The 19,349-nt window shown below is 64.7% G+C and carries 15 protein-coding genes and 1 tRNA gene; 8 read left to right on the top strand and 8 right to left on the bottom strand.

Annotation, left to right across the window (positions count from 1 at the left end; translation table 11 throughout):
- Window positions 1–137: 137 nt before the first annotated feature.
- Window positions 138–773: an ATP-dependent Clp protease proteolytic subunit gene (locus ABIF91_RS40750; RefSeq protein ID WP_028181340.1), complete on the top strand. Its 636-nt coding sequence runs from the start codon at window positions 138–140 to the stop codon at window positions 771–773.
- Window positions 774–828: 55 nt separating this feature from the next.
- On the opposite strand, the gene ABIF91_RS40745 is transcribed toward ABIF91_RS40750, so the two are convergent.
- Complete coding sequence (locus tag ABIF91_RS40745; protein WP_155252037.1) at window positions 829–1,038, bottom strand: hypothetical protein; 210 nt, start codon at window positions 1,036–1,038, stop codon at window positions 829–831.
- Window positions 1,039–1,217: 179 nt separating this feature from the next.
- Here ABIF91_RS40745 and clpX point away from each other — a divergent pair, with 179 nt between their 5' ends.
- The 3 genes from clpX (at window position 1,218) to ABIF91_RS40730 (ending at window position 5,710) form a co-directional block, all read left to right on the top strand.
- Entirely contained in the window at window positions 1,218–2,489 is a 1,272-nt protein-coding gene (gene clpX / locus ABIF91_RS40740; RefSeq protein ID WP_008547851.1) for an ATP-dependent Clp protease ATP-binding subunit ClpX, read from the top strand.
- Between the two features lie 322 nt (window positions 2,490–2,811).
- Complete coding sequence (gene lon, locus ABIF91_RS40735) at window positions 2,812–5,235, top strand: endopeptidase La (RefSeq protein WP_028181341.1); 2,424 nt, start codon at window positions 2,812–2,814, stop codon at window positions 5,233–5,235.
- Between the two features lie 70 nt (window positions 5,236–5,305).
- The gene (locus ABIF91_RS40730; protein WP_028181342.1) at window positions 5,306–5,710 is read left to right on the top strand and encodes a GFA family protein; all 405 of its coding nucleotides are present in this window, start codon (window positions 5,306–5,308) and stop codon (window positions 5,708–5,710) included.
- A 40-nt stretch (window positions 5,711–5,750) separates the two neighbouring features.
- Here ABIF91_RS40730 and ABIF91_RS40725 read toward each other — a convergent pair.
- A tRNA-Val gene (locus tag ABIF91_RS40725) sits at window positions 5,751–5,827 on the bottom strand.
- Between the two features lie 302 nt (window positions 5,828–6,129).
- Here ABIF91_RS40725 and istA point away from each other — a divergent pair.
- The 3 genes from istA to ABIF91_RS40710 all read left to right on the top strand — a co-directional run bounded on the left by istA (window position 6,130) and on the right by ABIF91_RS40710 (window position 9,542).
- Complete coding sequence (istA, locus tag ABIF91_RS40720; RefSeq protein WP_063824294.1) at window positions 6,130–7,851, top strand: IS21-like element IS1631 family transposase; 1,722 nt, start codon at window positions 6,130–6,132, stop codon at window positions 7,849–7,851.
- 4 nt (window positions 7,852–7,855) lie between these two features.
- Window positions 7,856–8,623 carry an IS21-like element IS1631 family helper ATPase IstB gene (istB, locus tag ABIF91_RS40715; RefSeq protein ID WP_038952109.1) on the top strand — a complete coding sequence of 256 codons (768 nt, stop codon included), beginning with the start codon at window positions 7,856–7,858 and terminating at the stop codon, window positions 8,621–8,623.
- Between the two features lie 97 nt (window positions 8,624–8,720).
- Window positions 8,721–9,542 carry a class I SAM-dependent methyltransferase gene (locus ABIF91_RS40710; protein ID WP_051394075.1) on the top strand — a complete coding sequence of 274 codons (822 nt, stop codon included), beginning with the start codon at window positions 8,721–8,723 and terminating at the stop codon, window positions 9,540–9,542.
- A 344-nt stretch (window positions 9,543–9,886) separates the two neighbouring features.
- Here ABIF91_RS40710 and ABIF91_RS40705 read toward each other — a convergent pair.
- From ABIF91_RS40705 to ABIF91_RS40680, 6 genes are all read right to left on the bottom strand, one after another.
- Window positions 9,887–11,016, bottom strand: a protein-coding gene (locus tag ABIF91_RS40705; protein ID WP_129557670.1) for an IS3-like element ISRj2 family transposase whose coding sequence is annotated in 2 segments (ribosomal slippage) — window positions 9,887–10,764 and window positions 10,764–11,016 — 1,131 coding nt in all. Because the reading frame shifts where the segments join, the coding sequence is not laid out codon by codon here.
- Window positions 11,017–11,156: 140 nt separating this feature from the next.
- Complete coding sequence (locus ABIF91_RS40700; RefSeq protein ID WP_028178226.1) at window positions 11,157–12,113, bottom strand: cation diffusion facilitator family transporter; 957 nt, start codon at window positions 12,111–12,113, stop codon at window positions 11,157–11,159.
- Window positions 12,114–12,115: 2 nt separating this feature from the next.
- The gene (locus ABIF91_RS40695; protein WP_424579757.1) at window positions 12,116–15,334 is read right to left on the bottom strand and encodes an efflux RND transporter permease subunit; all 3,219 of its coding nucleotides are present in this window, start codon (window positions 15,332–15,334) and stop codon (window positions 12,116–12,118) included.
- The gene (gene ihpB / locus ABIF91_RS40690; RefSeq protein WP_028178224.1) at window positions 15,327–16,301 is read right to left on the bottom strand and encodes a divalent metal ion exporter adaptor subunit IhpB; all 975 of its coding nucleotides are present in this window, start codon (window positions 16,299–16,301) and stop codon (window positions 15,327–15,329) included. Before ihpB ends, ABIF91_RS40695 begins: the two co-directional genes overlap by 8 nt.
- On the bottom strand, window positions 16,298–17,572 hold the full coding sequence (gene ihpA / locus ABIF91_RS40685) for a divalent metal ion exporter subunit IhpA (RefSeq protein ID WP_028178223.1): 1,275 nt from the start codon (window positions 17,570–17,572) through the stop codon (window positions 16,298–16,300). Before ihpA ends, ihpB begins: the two co-directional genes overlap by 4 nt.
- A gap of 55 nt (window positions 17,573–17,627) precedes the next feature.
- Window positions 17,628–17,990, bottom strand: a complete 363-nt coding sequence (locus ABIF91_RS40680) for a hypothetical protein (RefSeq protein WP_028178222.1) — start codon at window positions 17,988–17,990, stop codon at window positions 17,628–17,630.
- Between the two features lie 456 nt (window positions 17,991–18,446).
- On the opposite strand from ABIF91_RS40680, the gene ABIF91_RS40675 reads away from it, so the two are divergent.
- Window positions 18,447–19,337 (top strand): hypothetical protein, encoded by an 891-nt coding sequence (locus ABIF91_RS40675; protein WP_028178221.1) that lies wholly within the window; start codon window positions 18,447–18,449, stop codon window positions 19,335–19,337.
- Window positions 19,338–19,349: the final 12 nt, after the last annotated feature.

Raw genomic sequence — 19,349 nt, 5'->3', positions numbered from 1 at the left:
TGGGCTATATCTGTCGCTACGCCTTCTACCTCTACCAAGTTCCTGCATCACAGGACGTCCATTCGCCCTTCCGGCAAATCCAGCCAAACTGGCGGCCAGGCCCGGCGATGTCCGTCTCCGAAAACCCTAGGTGACTCATGCGCGATCCGGTTGAAACCTACATGAACCTCGTGCCCATGGTGGTCGAGCAGACCAACCGTGGCGAGCGCGCCTACGACATTTTCTCGCGCCTCCTGAAGGAGCGCATCATTTTCCTGACCGGGCCGGTCGAGGACGGCATGTCGACGCTGGTCGTCGCGCAGCTGTTGTTCCTCGAGGCGGAAAACCCGAAGAAGGAAATCTCGATGTACATCAACTCGCCGGGCGGCGTGGTGACGTCGGGCCTTGCGATCTATGACACCATGCAGTTCATTCGCCCGCCGGTCTCGACGCTGTGCACGGGCCAGGCGGCCTCGATGGGCTCGCTGCTGCTCGCCGCCGGCGAGAAGGACATGCGCTTCTCGCTGCCGAACGCGCGCATCATGGTGCATCAGCCCTCCGGCGGCTTCCAGGGCCAGGCCACCGACATCATGCTGCACGCCCAGGAAATCCTCAACCTGAAGAAGCGTCTCAACGAGATCTACGTCAAGCACACCGGCCAGACCTACAAGGCGATCGAGGATGCGCTGGAACGCGACAAATTCCTGACTGCGAACGACGCCAAGGAGTTCGGCCTGGTCGACAAGGTCATCGACAGGCGCGCCGAGGAGCCGGCGCCGGTGAAGGCTCCGTAGCACTACGGGGTCGTCACGGCGATCCTCAGATCGCCGTGGACCCGTCGGGGTGCGTTCACGTTAGGTGCGGGTGCGCGCGTCGCAAAACGCGGTTTTGCGCGCTGCGACACGCAGAAAGTTCCGCTTTCGTGCTTTTTTCGTGGCAATCCAGCAACGCCGGGGTGATTTCGATCACTTCGTCCGTGCCAAGACCGGAAATCACGGTATTGTCACGGGTAGCCGGCGGCGTCCGATTAGCGAATTCTTGATAGTCGGGTGACAGCATGGTTGGCTACGACTGATCGGCTATGATCGCGGGAGAATCGAGTGACCGTGATTCGCACGGGATGTGATGCGTAGGGTCTTTTTTGGTACGGAATTTGCTCTACTTAAGCTTCATGCCGGCCATCGTGTCGGAATGGAGCGATCGAGCGGAACGGGATCGAACCGCGGACGGAGACAGGAATGAGTAAGGTCGGCACGAGCGACTCCAAGAACACGCTATATTGCTCGTTCTGCGGCAAGAGCCAGCACGAAGTCCGCAAACTGATCGCGGGTCCCACGGTCTTCATCTGCGACGAGTGCGTCGAGCTCTGCATGGACATCATCCGCGAGGAGAACAAGTCCTCGCTGGTCAAGTCGCGCGACGGGATTCCGACGCCGAAGGAAATCTGCAAGGTGCTGGACGATTACGTGATCGGCCAGAGCCATGCGAAGAAGGTCCTGTCGGTCGCGGTGCACAACCACTACAAGCGCCTCAACCATCAGACCAAGCACAACGACGTCGAGCTCGCGAAGTCGAACATCCTGCTGATCGGTCCGACCGGCTCGGGCAAGACGCTGCTCGCGCAGACGCTCGCCCGCATCCTGGACGTGCCGTTCACGATGGCGGATGCGACGACATTGACCGAAGCCGGCTATGTCGGCGAGGACGTCGAGAATATCATCCTGAAGCTGCTCCAGGCCGCCGACTACAATGTCGAGCGCGCCCAGCGCGGCATCGTCTATATCGACGAAATCGACAAGATCAGCCGCAAGTCCGACAATCCCTCGATCACGCGCGATGTGTCGGGTGAGGGCGTGCAGCAGGCGCTGCTCAAGATCATGGAAGGCACGGTGGCTTCGGTCCCGCCGCAGGGCGGCCGCAAGCATCCGCAGCAGGAGTTCCTGCAAGTGGATACCACCAACATCCTCTTCATCTGCGGCGGCGCTTTCGCCGGCCTCGAGAAGATCATCTCGGCGCGCGGGCGGTCGACTTCGATCGGCTTCGGCGCCCAGGTGCTGGCCCCGGAGGACCGCCGTACCGGCGAGATCTTCCGTCACGTCGAGCCTGAGGACCTCCTGAAGTACGGCCTCATCCCCGAGTTCGTCGGCCGTCTGCCGGTCGTGGCGACGCTCGAGGACCTCGACGAGACCTCGCTGAAGAAGATCCTGACCGAGCCGAAGAACGCGCTGGTGAAACAATACCAGCGGCTGTTCGAGATGGAGAACATCGAGCTGACCTTCGCCGACGAGGCGCTTGGCGCGGTCGCCCGCAAGGCGATCGAGCGCAAGACCGGCGCGCGCGGGTTGCGCTCGATCCTCGAGGCGATCCTGCTCGAGACCATGTTCGACCTGCCGGGCCTGGAAGGTGTGGAAGAAGTCGTGATTTCCCGCGAAGTGGTGGAAGGAACGGCGCGTCCGCTCTACATCTATGCCGATCGATCCGATCGCGCCGTCGAGAACGCCAGCGCCTGATCCGGCGGCGCTGAAACGCTCCAATTGTGTCCCCTCGAGATGGGCTGCGGAACTGTATCTCCGCAGCCGGTGTTGCGTCGCTTGTTTGCGTGCGTAAGCGCCTGATGGCGCGCGTTTTTCAATGACTTGACACCCCCCGGGTCGATAGCCACCTAATGTCGGCGGCGAGCGAAAATTCTCTTCAAGATTCGCCTCAGTCCATCCGGCGAGCCGGTCCAACTCGTAGAGGACCGATCGGTTGTGCGGATCACCTCGGCACCTTGTGGCGGTTGCGCATCATCAGCGGGCTGCGTGCAAGGGGGCAAAGCAAAAGGAAAAGGCCATGACCAATCCCAAACCCCGGCCAACCATCGTCCATGGCGAAACGCACGCTTATCCCGTGCTGCCGCTGCGCGACATCGTCGTCTTCCCGCACATGATCGTGCCGCTCTTCGTCGGCCGCGAGAAGTCGATCCGCGCGCTCGAAGAGGTGATGAAGAACGATGCGCTGATCATGCTCGCGACGCAGAAGAACGCGTCCGACGATGATCCGGCGCCCGATGCCATCTACGAGACCGGGACGCTTGCCAGCGTGCTCCAGCTCTTGAAGCTCCCGGACGGCACCGTGAAGGTGCTGGTCGAAGGGCTCGAGCGTGCGCGCGTGGCGAAGTACACCGATCGCGCCGACTATTACGAGGCGACCGCAGTCGCGCTCGCCGATACCGATGCGAAGTCGGTCGAGGCGGAAGCACTGGCGCGCTCGGTCGTGTCCGATTTCGAGAGCTATGTGAAGCTCAACAAGAAGATCTCGGCCGAGGTCGTCGGCGTCGTGCAGGCGATCACCGACTTCGCAAAGCTCGCCGACACCGTTGCCTCGCATCTCGCAGTCAAGATCGCCGACCGCCAGGGCATCCTGGAGACGCTGTCCGTCACCACGCGCCTGGAGAAGGTGCTGGGCCTGATGGAGAGCGAGATCTCGGTGCTGCAGGTCGAGAAGCGGATCCGCTCGCGCGTCAAGCGCCAGATGGAGAAGACCCAGCGCGAGTATTATCTCAACGAGCAGATGAAGGCGATCCAGAAGGAACTAGGCGACGACGATGGTCGCGACGAGCTCGCCGATCTCGAAGAGAAGATCTCCAAGACCAAGCTCTCCAAGGAAGCGCGCGAGCGGGCGCAGCATGAATTGAAGAAGCTGCGCCAGATGTCGCCGATGTCCGCGGAAGCGACCGTCGTGCGCAACTATCTGGATTGGCTGCTGTCGATTCCGTGGAACAAGAAGTCCAAGGTGAAGAAGGACCTGGAGGCTGCACAGGCCATCCTGGATTCCGATCACTATGGGCTCGAGAAGGTCAAGGAACGCATCGTCGAGTATCTCGCGGTGCAGTCGCGCGCCAACAAGCTGACGGGCCCGATCCTGTGCCTCGTCGGACCTCCCGGCGTCGGCAAGACCTCGCTCGGCAAGTCGATCGCGAAGGCGACGGGGCGCGAATTCGTGCGTGTCTCGCTCGGCGGCGTGCGCGACGAGGCCGAGATCCGCGGTCACCGCCGCACCTATATCGGCTCGATGCCCGGCAAGATCATCCAGTCGATGCGCAAGGCGAAGTCGTCCAATCCGCTGTTCCTGCTGGACGAGATCGACAAGATGGGCGCCGATTTCCGCGGCGATCCGTCCTCGGCCTTGCTCGAGGTGCTCGACCCCGAGCAGAACGCGACGTTCAACGACCACTATCTCGAGGTCGACTACGATCTGTCCAACGTGATGTTCATCACGACCGCGAATACGCTGAATATTCCCGGCCCGCTGATGGACCGCATGGAGATCATCCGGATCGCGGGCTACACCGAGAACGAGAAGGTCGAGATCGCGCGCAAGCACCTGATCCCGAACGCGGTGTCCAAGCACGGCCTGGACTCCAAGGAGTTCTCGATCGACGACGACGCGCTGCTGCTTCTGATCCGCCGCTACACCCGCGAAGCGGGCGTGCGCAATCTGGAGCGTGAGCTCTCGACACTCGCCCGCAAGGCGGTGAAGGAGCTGATGATCTCCAAGAAGAAGTCGGTCAAGGTCACCGAGAAGACTCTGGAAGAGCTGCTCGGCGTGCCGAAGTACCGCTTCGGCGAGATCGAGAGCGAGCCGCAGGTCGGCATCGTCACCGGCCTTGCCTGGACCGATGTCGGCGGCGAGCTGCTGACGATCGAAGGCGTCATGATGCCCGGCAAGGGCAAGATGACGGTCACCGGCAATCTGCGTGACGTGATGAAGGAGTCGATCTCGGCGGCGGCGTCCTATGTCCGCTCGCGCGCGATCAACTACGGCGTCGAGCCGCCGCTGTTCGACCGGCGCGACATCCACGTGCACGTGCCGGAGGGCGCGACGCCGAAGGACGGCCCGTCCGCGGGTGTCGCCATGGCCACGGCGATCATCTCGGTCATGACCGGCATCCCGGTCCGCCACGATGTCGCGATGACCGGCGAGATCACGCTGCGCGGTCGCGTGCTGCCGATCGGCGGCCTGAAGGAGAAGCTGCTGGCGGCGGCCCGCGGCGGCATCAAGACGGTGCTGATCCCCGAGGACAACGCCAAGGATCTCACGGAGATTTCCGATGCGATCAAGGGCGGCATGGAGATCATCCCGGTCTCGCGCCTCGACGACGTCATCGCCAAGGCGCTGGTGAGGAAGCCCGTGCCGATCGTCTGGGAAGAGGATACCAAGGTGACGGTGAAGCCGGACGGCGACGAGGCCGCCGGCGGCCTGACCGCTCACTGAGGTTCGGCGAAAGATGATAAAACGGCGCCTTCGGGCGCCGTTTTTGTTTTGGGGGGAAGGGGAGGAGGCAATGCACATCGACGGGCAATGCCATTGCGGGCAGATCACCTTTGAAGCCGAGATCGACCCCGAGGCCGTCTCGGTCTGCCATTGCCGGGACTGTCAGACGCTGACGGGCTCGCCGTTCCGGGTCACCGCGATCTGTTCCGCGGCCGATGTCCGCCTGACCGCCGGCACGCCAAGAATTTACGGCAAGCGCGGCGACAACGGCCGGATGCGCTTCCAGCACTTCTGCGCCGACTGCGGTTCCCCGCTGTTCACGAGCGGCGAAGGCGACCAGGCCGACGATTGGGGCATCCGCTGGGGCTCGATCCGCCAGCGCGACCAATTGCGGCCGGTTCGGCAGATCTGGTGCCAGTCGGCGGCGGTGTGGATCGATGCCGTGCCGCTGCTGCCGGGAAGGCCGGGGGATTGAGGTCGGGCTTGCTGAGCCGTAGCGGGCGAAGAGGGAAGCCTGGTGGGCGGTCACGGATTCGAACCGCGGACCCTCTCGGTGTAAACGAGATGCTCTAACCAGCTGAGCTAACCGCCCCACGGCGCCTCTTTAGCCTTGCCACGGGTGTCGGAGCAAGGGGGCGGTGACATTGCGCCCGACCTCAGTTGACCGGCTGATCTGTTTCCGACGTGGTATGACCTCGCAGCGCAGCAGCGCAGCGATGGAGGCCCCAATGGAACAGCCTAGCGGACACGAGCCCCGTGGGTCGGTCAAAATCCCCCGGGTATGGTCACTTGAAACTCCCCCACCTGATGATCGCCGTCAGCGCCGCTGAACAGCAGTAGCCGGTCAGGCAGGACGTTTATGTTCGACCCCTTAGCCAGCAAGGGGCCGGGGAGTTGAACGTCTTGAAGCGACATCTGCAAAGCACCGTACTTACATTACTTGATCGCAACACCAGCCAGCGCGAGATTCACCGGCTGACGGGTGTCGATCGCAAGACGATCCGGCGTTATCAGGCGCTGCGGGCCGGTGCGGAGGCAAATTCCCCCGGGGAAGTGACCACCGGCTCGGTGAGCGCGGACGGCCAAATTCCTCCACCCCGACCACCGGCTTTTGGGACATCGGAAGCGACGGTCACCAGCAGCCTGGCCCGTTCGGCTTGCGAAGCGCATCGGACGTGGATCGAAGAACAGGTCCGGCTGAAGCGGAACGCGCAGGCGATTTACCAGGACCTGGTTGATCAATTTGGCTTTCCGTCCAGCTACCAGAGTGTCAAGCGGTTTGTGCGCCGGTTGCGGCACGCTGATCCTGAGCAGTTTGATCGTCTTGAGTTCCTCCCCGGCGAGGAAGCTCAGGTCGACTATGGCGAGGGCGCGCCGACGGTTGATCCGAAGAGCGGGCGGTACCGTCGTCCCCGCCTGTTCGTGATGACGCTACGCTACTCGCGGCGCAGCTTCCGGCGGGTAGTCTGGAAGTCCAGCCAACAAGTCTGGGCGCAGCTCCACGAAGAGGCGTTCCGGTATTTTGGCGGGGTCCCCAGCTATGTCGTGCTCGACAACCTGAAGGAAGGCGTCCTCAAGCCGGATTTGTACGAGCCCCAGCTCAACCCGATTTACAGCGCGATGCTGGCTCATTACGCCGTGGTCGCCGATCCCGCGCGCGTGGCCGATCCAAATCGGAAAGGATGCGTCGAGAATGCGATTCAACATACCCAGGGCACTGCGCTGGCCGGACGGCGCTTCGAGACGCTGGAGGCGCAAAACGAGTTCTTGAGGCACTGGGAGGAGAACTGGGCTTCCAAACGCATCCACGGCAGCACGCGCCGTCAGGTCGAGGCGATGTTCCAGGAAGAGAAGCCGCACCTGCGGCCGCTGCCTGTCGCTCCCTTCCGCATCTTCACCGAAGTCGTCCGGACTGTCTGCGACGACACCACCGTACGCGTCGACAACAGCTATTACGCCGCGCGGCCCGCGCCGATCGGCAGCCAGGTCGTCGTGCGCATCTACACCACCACGATCGAGATCCGTGATCGCCACACCCGTGCGCTGCTGCGTGTTCATTCCCGGATGGCGCACCCCGGTTCTGTCGTCCTGCCGACCAGCGAACGGCCGTTCAACCCGTCGCGGCAAACCGCCGTGCTGCTGGCGAGCGCCGAGCGCATCGGACCGCAGACCAGGGCCTTGTGCCAGCAGGTGTTCGACACCGAAGGGCGCCCCGGACAGCGCGCGATGTGGGGCATTGTCGGGCTGGGCCGGAAGTATCCGGCGCGGCTGGTCGAGCAGGCCTGCGCGCACGCCATCGACAACCGCATCTACCGCTACAAGCACGTGCGTGCGACCGTCGAGCGGTTGTTCGAACAGGCGATCGAGCAGGTTGGAGTGACGCCACAGCCGGCATCGCCGCTCACCCAGGATCATCCGCTGATCCGTACCCCCGCGGAATACGGCGACCTCTTCAGCCGCGCTGTGCGGCGCGACGCCGACGACAATGGTCGGCAGGCCGAGGCTCACGACGATCACGCCACGGCAATCCGCGCTCGTGTCGCCTGCGCAACCCCGGCCAACTCCGGCGCCACGAGCGCTCCCGCTGCACCTTCTCACCTTAAACTGGAGACCTAGCCACATGATGACCATGCCGGAAATTGAGCGTTGCCTACGACAGCTGCGCCTGTCGGGTGTCCGCGACACGCTGCAGACGCGCGTGCTCCAGGCGCAGGGCGCCAACCAGCCCTTCCTCGAGACCTTCTCCCTTATCCTGCAGGATGAACTGGACCGTCGTCAGTCCCGTCTTATCGAGCGGCGATACCAGCAATCCGGGCTCGACGAAAAGCTGACGCTCGCCGAGTTCGACTGGTCCTTCAATCCCAAACTGCCACGTCAGACCTGCTTCCAGCTCCACACCCTGGCGTTCATTGCCGCTGGCGAGAACGCTCTGCTTGTTGGCAAACCTGGCACCGGGAAGTCGCACATCGCCAAGGCGATTGCCTATCAGGCGATCCTGCAAAGCCACAAGGTCCAGTATCTTGAGACCGACGACTTCTTCCACCGCTACGCCCTGAACTCTCCGGCACAACGCGAGGTCCGGCTGCGAACCATCATCGACTGCGATCTCCTCGTGCTGGACGATCTATTCCTCGCACGCGCCATCCCCGACGACGCCGGCACTTTGCTGCAGACCCTGATCCATCAGCGTTACAAACTGCGCCGCAGCGTCATCGTCACCTCCAATCGCGTCGTGCAGGATTGGGGGGCATACCTTGGGGACAACACTATGAGCACGACGATCCTCGATCGCCTTATGCATCATTGCCATCTGCTTGAGTTCGACGGACGCAGCTATCGGCTCAAAGAAGCCGCTGAAGCTCTTGCCCGGGAAACAAACTCAAACTAACAGTCCCTTGTCCTGCCTCGCGGGTGGAGGAATTTGACTGACCACACCCGGAGGAATTTGAAGTGACCCGCGGGGACACGAGCAAAACGCCGACCAGATCGCCTATTGGAACGGGCCGAGCGGGCAGCGCTGGGCCGATCGCCATTCGGTGCAGGAGAGACTGCTCGGGCCGATCGCGGAGGTGCTGATTGACCGAGCAAAGCCGAAGCCGGGCGAGCGTGTGATCGATGTCGGCTGCGGCTCCGGTGCGACGACGGTGGCGTTCGCGAAGACCGTGGCGCCGGATGGCTTTGCGCTCGGCCTCGATGTCTCCGAGCCGATGCTGGCGCAGGCGCGCGCGTTTGCGCCGAAGGGCCTGCCGCTCGATTTCGTGCTGGCGGATGCGACCGTCTATCCGTTCGAGCCGGCGAGCTTCGATCTGCTCGCCTCGCGTTTCGGCGTGATGTTCTTCGCCGATCCCATTGCGTCCTTCACCAATCTGCGCCGTGCGCTGAAGCCGTCCGGGCGGCTCGCCTTCGTCTGCTGGCGCGAACCGAAGGAAAATCCATGGATGATGGCGCCGCTGATGGCGGTGTACAAACACGTCCCCAAAATGCCGCCGGTCGGGCCGGAGGAGCCGGGCCCGTTCGCCTTCGCATCGGAGGAGCGCGTGATGCGCATCCTCAAAGGCGCAGGCTTCGTGGACGTGGCGATGGAGCCGCACGATCTCGCAATGGACGTCGCGATCGGCGGCGGCCTCGATGCCGCCGTCGACGGCTCGCTGCAGATCGGTCCGGCCAGCCGCGCGCTCCAGGGCCATCCGCCGGAGACCTATGAGGCCGCAAAGGCTTCGATCCGCGAGATGCTGACGCCGTTCCTGAAGGGCCAGAGCGTGGCATTGCAGGGCGCGATCTGGATCGTGACGGCGAAGGCGGGGTAGCGAATTCGCTGCTCCGTGACGTTGTGGCGTGCACTGTTGCCGCAAACTCGGCGTCGTCCCCGCGCAGGCGGGGATCCATAACCACAGGGAGTAATTTGGCGCGCAGCTGGTTACTCCGAGTCTTCGCCAAACCGCTCCCTGTGGTTATGGATCCCGGATCGGCGCTGCGCTCACGACAATGCTGCGCGTTGTCGTGTGAGAGCTGGCCCCGGTTGTTTGGACAGCGCCCCGCTGGATTTAAGTGGATTCCTGCCGGGTTATGCTGAACGCGGGGCTTTACGGTTTTGTCGTTGCGTCGGGAGGGCGTAGCCCGACCAGAGCGACGACAAAACCGTCGGCGACGGTCATGCGGCCATCACCATAGCTTGCGTGCCGAAGTAAGCCTCGTCGGGCGTGCGCCCGTCAAGGCTCGAGTGAGGGCGTCCCTGATTGTAGAAGGCCAGATACTTGGCAATTGACGCTCGCGCCTCGGACACGCTGTCGTAGGCGCGGAGATATACTTCTTCGTATTTGACCGTGCGCCAGAGCCGCTCGACAAACACGTTGTCGCGCCAGGCGCCCTTGCCGTCCATGCTGATGGCGATCTTCGCGTCCAGCAGCACATCGGTGAACTCGAGGCTGGTGAACTGGCTGCCCTGATCCGTGTTGAAAATCTCGGGCCTGCCGTGCTTCGCCAACGCCTCCTGGACCGCTTCGACGCAGAAGGCCGCCTCCATTGTGATCGAGACGCGATGGGCCAGGACCCGTCGGCTGAACACATCGACGACCGCCGCGAGATAGACGAAGCCACGCCGCATCGGAATGTAGGTGATGTCCATTGCCCACGCATGGTCGGGCCGCTCGATCTTCAATCCGCGCAACAGGTACGGGTAGATCTTGTGACCCGGAGCCGGCTTGCTCGTGTTCGGGCGACGATAGACCGCCTCGATCCCCATGCGCTTCATCAGCGTCGCGATGTGGCGGCGACCGGCGTATACGCCCTCCCGCCGCAGCAACGATCGCAGCATACGCGCTCCCGCGAAGGGATAATCGAGATGCAGCTCATCGAGCCGACGCATCAAGGCAAGGTCCTCGGCCGAAACTGGCCGAGGTTCATAGTAGACCGTGCTGCGAGCCAGCTTCAGGACCTTCGCCTGGCGCACGATAGAAAGATCATGATCGCGGTCGATCATCGCTTTGCGCTCAGCAGGCCCGCCTTGGTGAGCGCGCCGGACAAAAAATCGTTTTCCAACGCCAGCTCGCCGATCTTGGCATGTAACGCCTTCAAATCGACCGGCGTCTCGGCCGATGTCTTGTCATGCCCAAACACGCCGGCGGCGCCTTCCAGGAGCTGGTTTTTCCAGATCGTGATCTGGTTCGGATGAACATCAAACAGTTGCGCCAGCTCCGCCAGTGTCTTGTCGCCTTTGACCGCAGCCAAAGCAACCTTCGCCTTGAATGCCGGAGAATGCGTCCGGCGGCTCTTCTTCGTCATCTTCGCTCCTGATTCGCAGCAAGAATCCTCGCCGCTGTCAGGCAGAAAATCCACTCAAGCTACTGTCCGAATTTGCGGGGCCAGCTCTGTGCTACGCTTGTCCGGGACGACAGCGGAGATTGGAGCGGCCACGCATCCCCTCACACCACATCATCCGGCGCCAGCGCGCAACCGTTGTCGGGATGCGTCTCGACCTGAAGCGTGGTGTGGCCGATGCGGAAGGATGTCTTCAAGAGCTGCGCCGTCTGCATCAGGAATGCGTCGTCCGTGCCTGTTGGCATGACGAGGTGGCAGGTCAGCGCCGTCTCGGTGGTCGAGATCGGCCAGACATGGAGATCGTGGATTGCGGACACGCCCGGCCGCGCGAGCAGGAACGCCCTGATCGCGGCGAGGTCGGTGCCTTTGGGCGCCGCCGCCATCGACATGTCGATGGAGCCCCGCAGCAGGCTGGTGGTGCTCCAGAGGATAGTGGCGCAGATGACGAGGCTGGTAATGGGATCGAGCCAGAGCCAGCCGGTCCAGATGATCAGCGCCGCCGAGACCACGACGCCGAGCGAGACCGCGGCGTCGGCGGCCATATGCAGGTAGGCGCCTTCGATGTTGATGTCGTCCTTGCGTCCGCTCGCGAACAGCATGGCGGTAAACCCGTTGACGAGGATGCCGATGCCTGCGACCACCATCACCGTAACGCCTGCGACCGGCTCCGGCTGCTGCAGGCGCAGGATTGCCTCCCAGCCGATCGCGCCGGTTGCGACCAGCAGGAACACCGCGTTCGCAAGTGCCGCGAGGATGGTGGAGGCGCGCAGGCCGTAGGTGAAGCGGCCGCTCGGGGCACGGCGCGCTGCGATCGAGGCGCCCCAGGCCACCACCAGGCCGAGCACGTCGGAAAGATTATGGCCGGCGTCAGCGAGCAGGGCGGTGGAGTTGCCGATATAGCCGTAGACCGCCTCGGCCACCACCAGCGCGATGTTGAGCGAAATGCCGATTGCGAACGCCTTGCCGAAACTGGCGGGCGCATGGACATGGACGTGGCCATGACCATGATCATGGCCGGCATGGTCATGGTGGTGATGACCGTGATGGTCGTGGCTTCCCACCTCTAGCGCTCCCCGGAAGCTGCCAAGTCGGGCGCCATTGTAGGCGCTTCCCGCGCTACGTCACGACGGAACAGGACATAGAGCGCCGGCAGCACCAGGAGCGTCAGCATGGTCGAGGAGATGATGCCGCCGATCACAACGGTCGCGAGCGGCCGCTGCACCTCGGCGCCGGCACCGGTGGCGAGCGCCATCGGCACGAAGCCGAGGGAGGCGACGAGGGCCGTCATCAGCACGGGCCGTAGCCGCGTGAGTGCGCCCTCGCGAACGGCCTCCACAACGGATCGTCCCTCGCCGCGCAGACGCTCGATGAAGGCGATGATCACGAGCCCGTTGAGCACGGCGACGCCCGACAGCGCGATGAAGCCGACGCCGGCGCTGATGGACAAGGGAATGTCGCGCAGCAGCAGCGCCGCGACCCCGCCGGTCAGCGCCAGCGGCACGCCTGAAAACACCAGTGCTGCATCCGCCGCCGATCCCATGCCCATGAACAGCAGCAGGAACACCAGCAGCAGCGCCACCGGTACGACGATGGTGAGCCGCTTGGTCGCGGAGACCAGCTGCTCGAACTGTCCGCCCCAGCCGATGAAGTAGCCCGGCGGCAGCTTGACCTTCTCGGCCACGGCCGCCTCGGCCTCGGCCACGAAGGAGCCGAGGTCGCGCGCGCGGACATTGGCGGTGACGACGATCCGCCGCTTGCCGTTCTCGCGGCTGATCTGGTTGGGTCCGGGCGTCGCATCGACGGTTGCGACCGACGAGAGCGGCACATAGCGCATCTGGGTGAGGGAAGAGGCGGACAATGCTGTTCGGAGCGGCGTGTTGGCCGTGGCCTCCTCGCCGGGCGGCAGTGGGATCGGGATCGCCCGGATCGCCTCGAGATTGCCGCGCAGATGCTCAGGCAGGCGCGTGACGATATCGAAGCGGCGGTCGCCCTCGAACAGCTTCCCGGCCGACTTGCCGCCGACGGCGATCTCGACGATGCCCTGCACCTCGGCAACGCTGAGGCCGTAGCGGGCGAGCGCCTGGCGGTCGAGCCGCACGGTGAGGATCGGCAGGCCCGCGACCTGCTCGATCTTGACGTCGCTGGCGCCGCGGATGCCCCGGATCGCGGCCTCCACCTGTTTTGCGGCGCCTTGCAGGATGTCGAGGTCATCGCCGAAGACCTTGATGCCGACATCGCTGCGCACGCCGGAAATCAGCTCGTTGACACGGAACTGGATCGGCTGGGAGATCTCATAGGCGCTACCCGGAATCTCGTCGGCAGCATGGTCGATGGCCTCGATCACCTCGGCTTTCGGCTTGTCCGGGTCGGGCCATTCGGCGCGCGGTTTGAGCATGATGTAGCCGTCGGTTTGCGCCGGCGACATCGGGTCGGTCGCGATCTCCGCGGTGCCGATGCGGGTGAAGAACTCCTTCACTTCAGGGATCTGCTTGATGCGCTTCTCCAAGGCCTTCTGCAGGTCCAGCGACTGGGTGAGGCTGGTGCCGGGAATCCGGATCGACGCCAGCGCGACGTCGCCTTCGTCCAGGCTCGGAATGAACTCGCCACCCATCCGCGCGGCGGCGATGCCGCTCGCAACCACGATGACCACGGCCATGATGGCGACCGCGGCCCGGTTGTCGATGGCAAAGCGGAGCAGGGGGAGATAAGCGCGCTTGGCGACCCGCATGAACAGGTTTTCGTGTTCGGACACCTTGCCGGTGACGAAGATGGCAACGGCCGCCGGCACGAAGGTGATGGAGAACAGCACGGCGGCGCCGAGCGCCATCAGCACGGTCAGCGCCATCGGCGTGAACATCTTGCCTTCGACGCCGGTCAGCGTCAGCACGGGCAGGTAGACCACGGCGATGATCAGTGTTCCGAACAGGCTCGGCTTGATGACCTCGCTCGACCCGCGCTGGATCGCCCGCAGCCGCTCCGGGAGCGTGAGCAGGCGACCCTTCTCGCGCTGGGCCTCGGCCAGCATGCGCAGGCAATTCTCGACGATGATGACGGCGCCGTCGACGATGATGCCGAAGTCGATCGCACCCAGGCTCATCAGGTTCGCGCTGACCTTGGTCTCGACCATGCCGGTGATCGTCATCGCCATCGAGAGCGGAATGACACAGGCGGTGACCAGTGCGGCGCGGATGTTTCCGAGGATCAGGAACAGCACGGCCACCACCAGCGCCGCGCCTTCCAGCAGATTGTTCCTGACCGTTCGGATGGTGGCCTCGACGAGGTCGGTGCGATCGTAGACAGTCCGCGTCACGACGCCTTCGGGCAGCGACTTGGCGATGTCCTCGATGCGGGCTGCGACCCGGCGGGCGACGCTGCGGCTGTTCTCGCCGATCAGCAGCATCGCAGTGCCGAGCACGGCTTCCTCGCCGTCTCGCGTCGCCGCGCCCGTGCGCAGATCGCGGCCTTCGATGACGGTCGCGACATCCCTGATCCTGACGGGATTGCCGCCGCGCGAGCCGATCACGATGTCCTGGATTTCGGCGATGTTGCCGACCTGCCCCGGCGAGCGCACCAGATATTGCTCGCCATTGCGCTCGATATAGCCGGCACCGACATTGGCGTTGTTGGCGGCCAGCGCCGTCATGACGTCGCGAAAGCCGAGCCGGTAGGCCATCAGCTTGCCGGGGTCCGGCAGCACGTGGAATTGACGCTCGAAGCCTCCGATGGTGTTGACCTCGACCACGCCCGGCACGTTGCGGAGCTGCGGCCGAATGATCCAGTCCTGCACGGTGCGCAGATCGGTCAGCGAATAGTCGTGGCCGCCTTGCGTCGTGGCGCCCGCCTTGGCCTCGACGGTGTACATGAAGATTTCGCCGAGGCCGGTCGAGACCGGCCCCATCGCGACCTCGACGCCCGCCGGGAGCTGGTCCTTCACCTGCTGGATGCGCTCGCCCACGAGCTGGCGGGCGAAATAGATGTCGGTGCCGTCCTTGAAGACGATCGTCACCTGGCTGAGGCCGTAGCGCGACAGCGAGCGGGTATAGTCGAGCTTCGGCAGCCCGCTCATGGCGGTCTCGACCGGGAAGGTGATGCGCTGCTCGGTCTCGAGCGGTGAATAGCCGGGCGCGCGGGTGTTGATCTGGACCTGGACGTTGGTGATGTCGGGCACGGCGTCGATCGGCAGGCGCTGAAAATTCCAGGCGCCGAAGGCGACGGCGCCGAGCGCGAGCAGGAGGACCAGCCAGCGCTGATGCAGCGAGGCGGCGATGAGACGCTCAATCATGCTCGGCCTCGCCCTTGCCCATCTCCGCCTTCACGACGAAGCTGTTCTCCGCGACGTAGTGCTCGCCGGCCGCGAGCCCGGCCTTGATCTCGACGAACCTCGGATCGGAATCCCCGAGCTCGACCGGGCGCGCCTCGATCTTGTCGCCGTCCTCGCGCACGAACACGATAGTCCTGTTCTCCAGCGTCTGGATCGCGCTACGGCGCACGGCGACCGCGACGTTGCGCGCGGCGAGGATCAGCCGCGCCGTGACGAACAGACCGGGACGCAGGCGTCCGTCGGGATTTACCAGCACCACGCGCGCCAGCGCGGTCTGGGTCTCGCTACTGCCGATCGGCGCCATGTAGGAGATCGTGCCCTTGATCTCACCGCGGCCGTCGTCGGGATCGATCAGTACCTCGTCGTTGATGCGGACGCGCCTCAAGTCCTGCCGGTAGATCGACAGATCGACCCAGATGGTGGAGAGGTCGGCGACGACGAAGGCCGGCTTCTGCTCGGAGGCGTATTCGCCGAGCGAGATCTGCCGCTCGATGATGGTGCCGGCGAATGGCGCCTTCAGCTCATAGACGGTGAGACTCTGGTTGCTCTCGATCGTGGCGAGCAGATCGTCCTTGGCGACCTTGTCGCCGATGCGCTTCAGGATGGATTTGACGACGCCCGGAAAGCGCGGCGTCACCTGCACCACGGCTTCCTGGTTGGCGCGCAGGATGCCGTTGAAGGCGAGGGTGTCGGTCAGCGTGGCGCCCGCGGCTTCGGCCAGCGTGACGCCCGCGGCCGCGAGCTTGACGTCGGAGATCCGGATGCGGTCGGCGCCGTGCTCGTCCTGCTCGACATGGTCGTTCGGCTTCTTTTCGGAATGCTCGGCATGCTCGGTGTGTACGAGCTTGGCCGGGGCAAGGAGGGAATAGCCGTAAGCACCGAGCGCGGCGGCAACGATGGCAACGACGATGGTAGAGGATGTCCTCATCGTACGCTCTCCCGCGCCAGCGTGAAGGGATTGCCGACGAGGCCCTCGATGATGGCAACGCCGGCATGGAAATTCTGCAGCGCCTCCTGCTCGCGCAGCCGCGCCTGGGTGACGCTGGCCTGGGCGTCGAGCACCTCAAGCAGGGTGAAGCGGCCCTGGCCGTAGCCCTGCGAGATCGCCTCGGACGCCTCAACGGCCTTGGGGATCGCGGTCTCACGCAGCACGGCGAGCTCGCGCAGCGAGCCCTGGAGCGAGTCGTAGGCGCGGCCGGCAATCACGATCAGCGTGTTGCGGTTGGCCTCGCGCTCGGCCCTGGTCTTGGCGAGGCTTTCCTGCGCCGAGAGGATGTTGCCCTGGTTCTGGTCGAACACGGGGATCGGCACCGAGACGGTCAGGCGCGCCGCATCGTCGCCCGTTTCGTTGAAGTGGCGCCAGCCGGCGGCGATCCGCACGTCGGGATAGGGTTTGAGCCGCGCCAGCAGCAGCTCGGCATTGCGCTGCGCGTAAACGGCGGTCCAGCGCACCAGTTGCGGATTGGCATCGATGGCGGCAACCACCGCCTGGAAGGTGGGCGGGCGTCCCGTGGTGTCGAGCCGGCCGGAGACCTCGCCGTATTTTGCGGCTGGATCGCCCATCAGCACCGCAAGCTCGCGCCGGGCGCTGGCCAGCGTCGCCTTGAGGCGCTCACGGTCGGCTTTCACCAGAGCGGAGGCGACCTCGGCACGGCCGGTCTCGGCGGGCGAGGAGGCGCCGGCCTCGACGCGGCGGCGCAGGAGGGGCGTCAGGCGGTCGATGGCGGCAATCTGCTCGTCGAGGATCTGAATGCGCCGCTGTGCGCCGAGCACGCTGAGGAAGGCGATCGCGGTCTCCGACAGCACCTCCAGCCTGACGGCCTTGCGCTGAATCGCGGCCACTTCGACGCCGGCGACGCCTGCGGCAATCCGCGCATCGCGCTTGCCGAACAGCTCGAAGGCCTGGCTGATCTGCAGCGTAGTCTCGGCCGATCGTGTCCCGCGATATTTGCCCGAGCCGAATGAATCGTCCTGTTCGTAGGACAGTTCCGGGTTGAAGAGGGCGCCCGCCTGGATGCGCTGGCCCGTGGCGATGCCGACGTCGCGCTCCGCCGCCGTCAGTCGCGGGCTTGCGGCCAGCGCGCGCGACAACGCGCTCCGCATCGTCAAAGTCTGGGCGTGAGACGGCGCAATCGCGAGTCCGGCAATCAGACACGCCGCCGCGCACGCCAGGCGCGCGGCCATTCCTCTGAAAAACATCAAGCCGACCTGTGAAGGATGAACCTAATGGGCGCGGGACGCCCGACCAATCCGTTCAGGCAATATGTTTAGGAGGCGGCGAGTCGGTGTCCAGGACAATTCCGGCGAGCCGGGGCGCATGTTGCGGGCTCGGTGCGGAAACAAGCGCGACCGATGCGGTCGACGGCGCCGGCTGTGTCACCGTCAGCGAAAAGCAGCCATGACAGTGATGGCCGCCGATGACCTTGTGGTCGCTGTGGCCTGCGGGGCCATCAAGGGCCGCCACGATCTCCGAGCCGCCGCCGGGCGTGGTGACGTCGATGTCATGCGAGCCGTGCAGCGCGCTCGCGAGCAGATAGACGGCCGCGATCAGCACAGACAGCAGCCCGCGCCAGTTGCGCGGGCGGCACGATCCTGAGGGCTGGCGGTTTGCGAGCACGACGTCTCTCTGGTTGCGGTCTGTGCCCGGCCTAGCATGGGCGCGGGAACAGTGTCGACCCGCAACATTGTTACGTCACTGGAACAATTGCCGCAGCGGCGTTGCCGGCCTCTCACTGGCGGGTCATGGCGCGTCGCTCTGAGGTCAAGGCTTGATGGCAGCCGGTGCGGGACGGAGGCAAAGCCGACCGCAACGCGAAAAGGCCCCAGCCCGAATGAACGGGCTGAGGCCTTGTGTGCTCACAATCTCTATCCTTGGGACTTGAGCGGATAACCCTCAATTGCGCAGTTCGTTCCCGCGGCTCTGTCCAAATAGGAACGTTCCTCATACCCAGCGATTTAGCGATCGGAAGAAACCGAGGAGGACCAACAATGGACGGACTGATTTACTTGATCGGCTTGGTCGTGGTCATCATGGCGATCCTGTCGTTCTTCGGCCTGCGCTGAGAGCGACGCGATGACGATGGAAACTCTCGTGCGCGAAGAGATCTTGGAAGGCGGCCCGGAAGGCGAGGCTCCTCGAACCATCCAGTGGAGCTCGGTGTTCGCAGGCGCGCTGGCGGCGGGCGCAATGTCGTTCATACTGCTGGGCTTTGGTGTTGCGATCGGCCTTGGTGTCAGTTCGGCCTCGCCGACCTGGCGCGATGCCTCGGCTGCGCTGGCGCTGCTCTCCGGGCTGTATCTGATCATCCAGGCGGTCATCAGCTTCGGCTTCGGCGGCTACATCGCCGGACGGACGACGCGGCCGGCACCCGCGCTGGCGACGATCGAGGACGACGGCGAGCGGCGGGACGGGCTGCATGGGCTGATGTCCTGGGCGCTCGCCGTGCTGCTCGGAGCCGCTCTGCTCGCGCTGCTCGGGGCATCTGCGGTTGATCGTTCGCCGATGCGCAGCTCGGCCAGCAACACGTCCGCGGCCGAGCCCCTGCTAAGCTATGAGCTCGACAAGCTGTTCCGCGCGCCGCGGCGTCCGCCCAACACGGACCTTCGCGAACCGCGCGCCGAAGCGGGACGCATCCTGATGACGTCCTCGAGCCACAGCGGCGTCACCACCGACGACAGGGCCCATCTCGTGCAGCAGGTGGCCGCGCTCACGGGGCTTGCGGCGCCCGATTCCGAAAAACGGGTCGATGCGCTGATCGCGGAGTCCAGGACGGCGATCAACCGGGCGCGGCGCAACACGATCATCGTCGCGTTCTCGGTCGCAGCCGCGACCCTGATCGGCGCGGTGGTGGCCTGGGCGGCGGCCGCCGCCGGTGGGCGGCATCGTGACGGCGCACCGTTGCCGAACTGGATGGCGAATTCAAATCGCTTCCATCGCAATCCGCGCGCGATGCCGGTGCCGTAGTCTCAAAGCAAA

This window comes from Bradyrhizobium sp. USDA 241, assembly GCF_049739505.1.
In the GTDB taxonomy this organism is placed as follows: Bacteria; Pseudomonadota; Alphaproteobacteria; order Rhizobiales; family Xanthobacteraceae; genus Bradyrhizobium; species Bradyrhizobium liaoningense.
The sequence above is the reverse complement of the archived record's forward strand: the minus strand, read 5'-3'. Positions and strand labels throughout refer to the sequence as shown.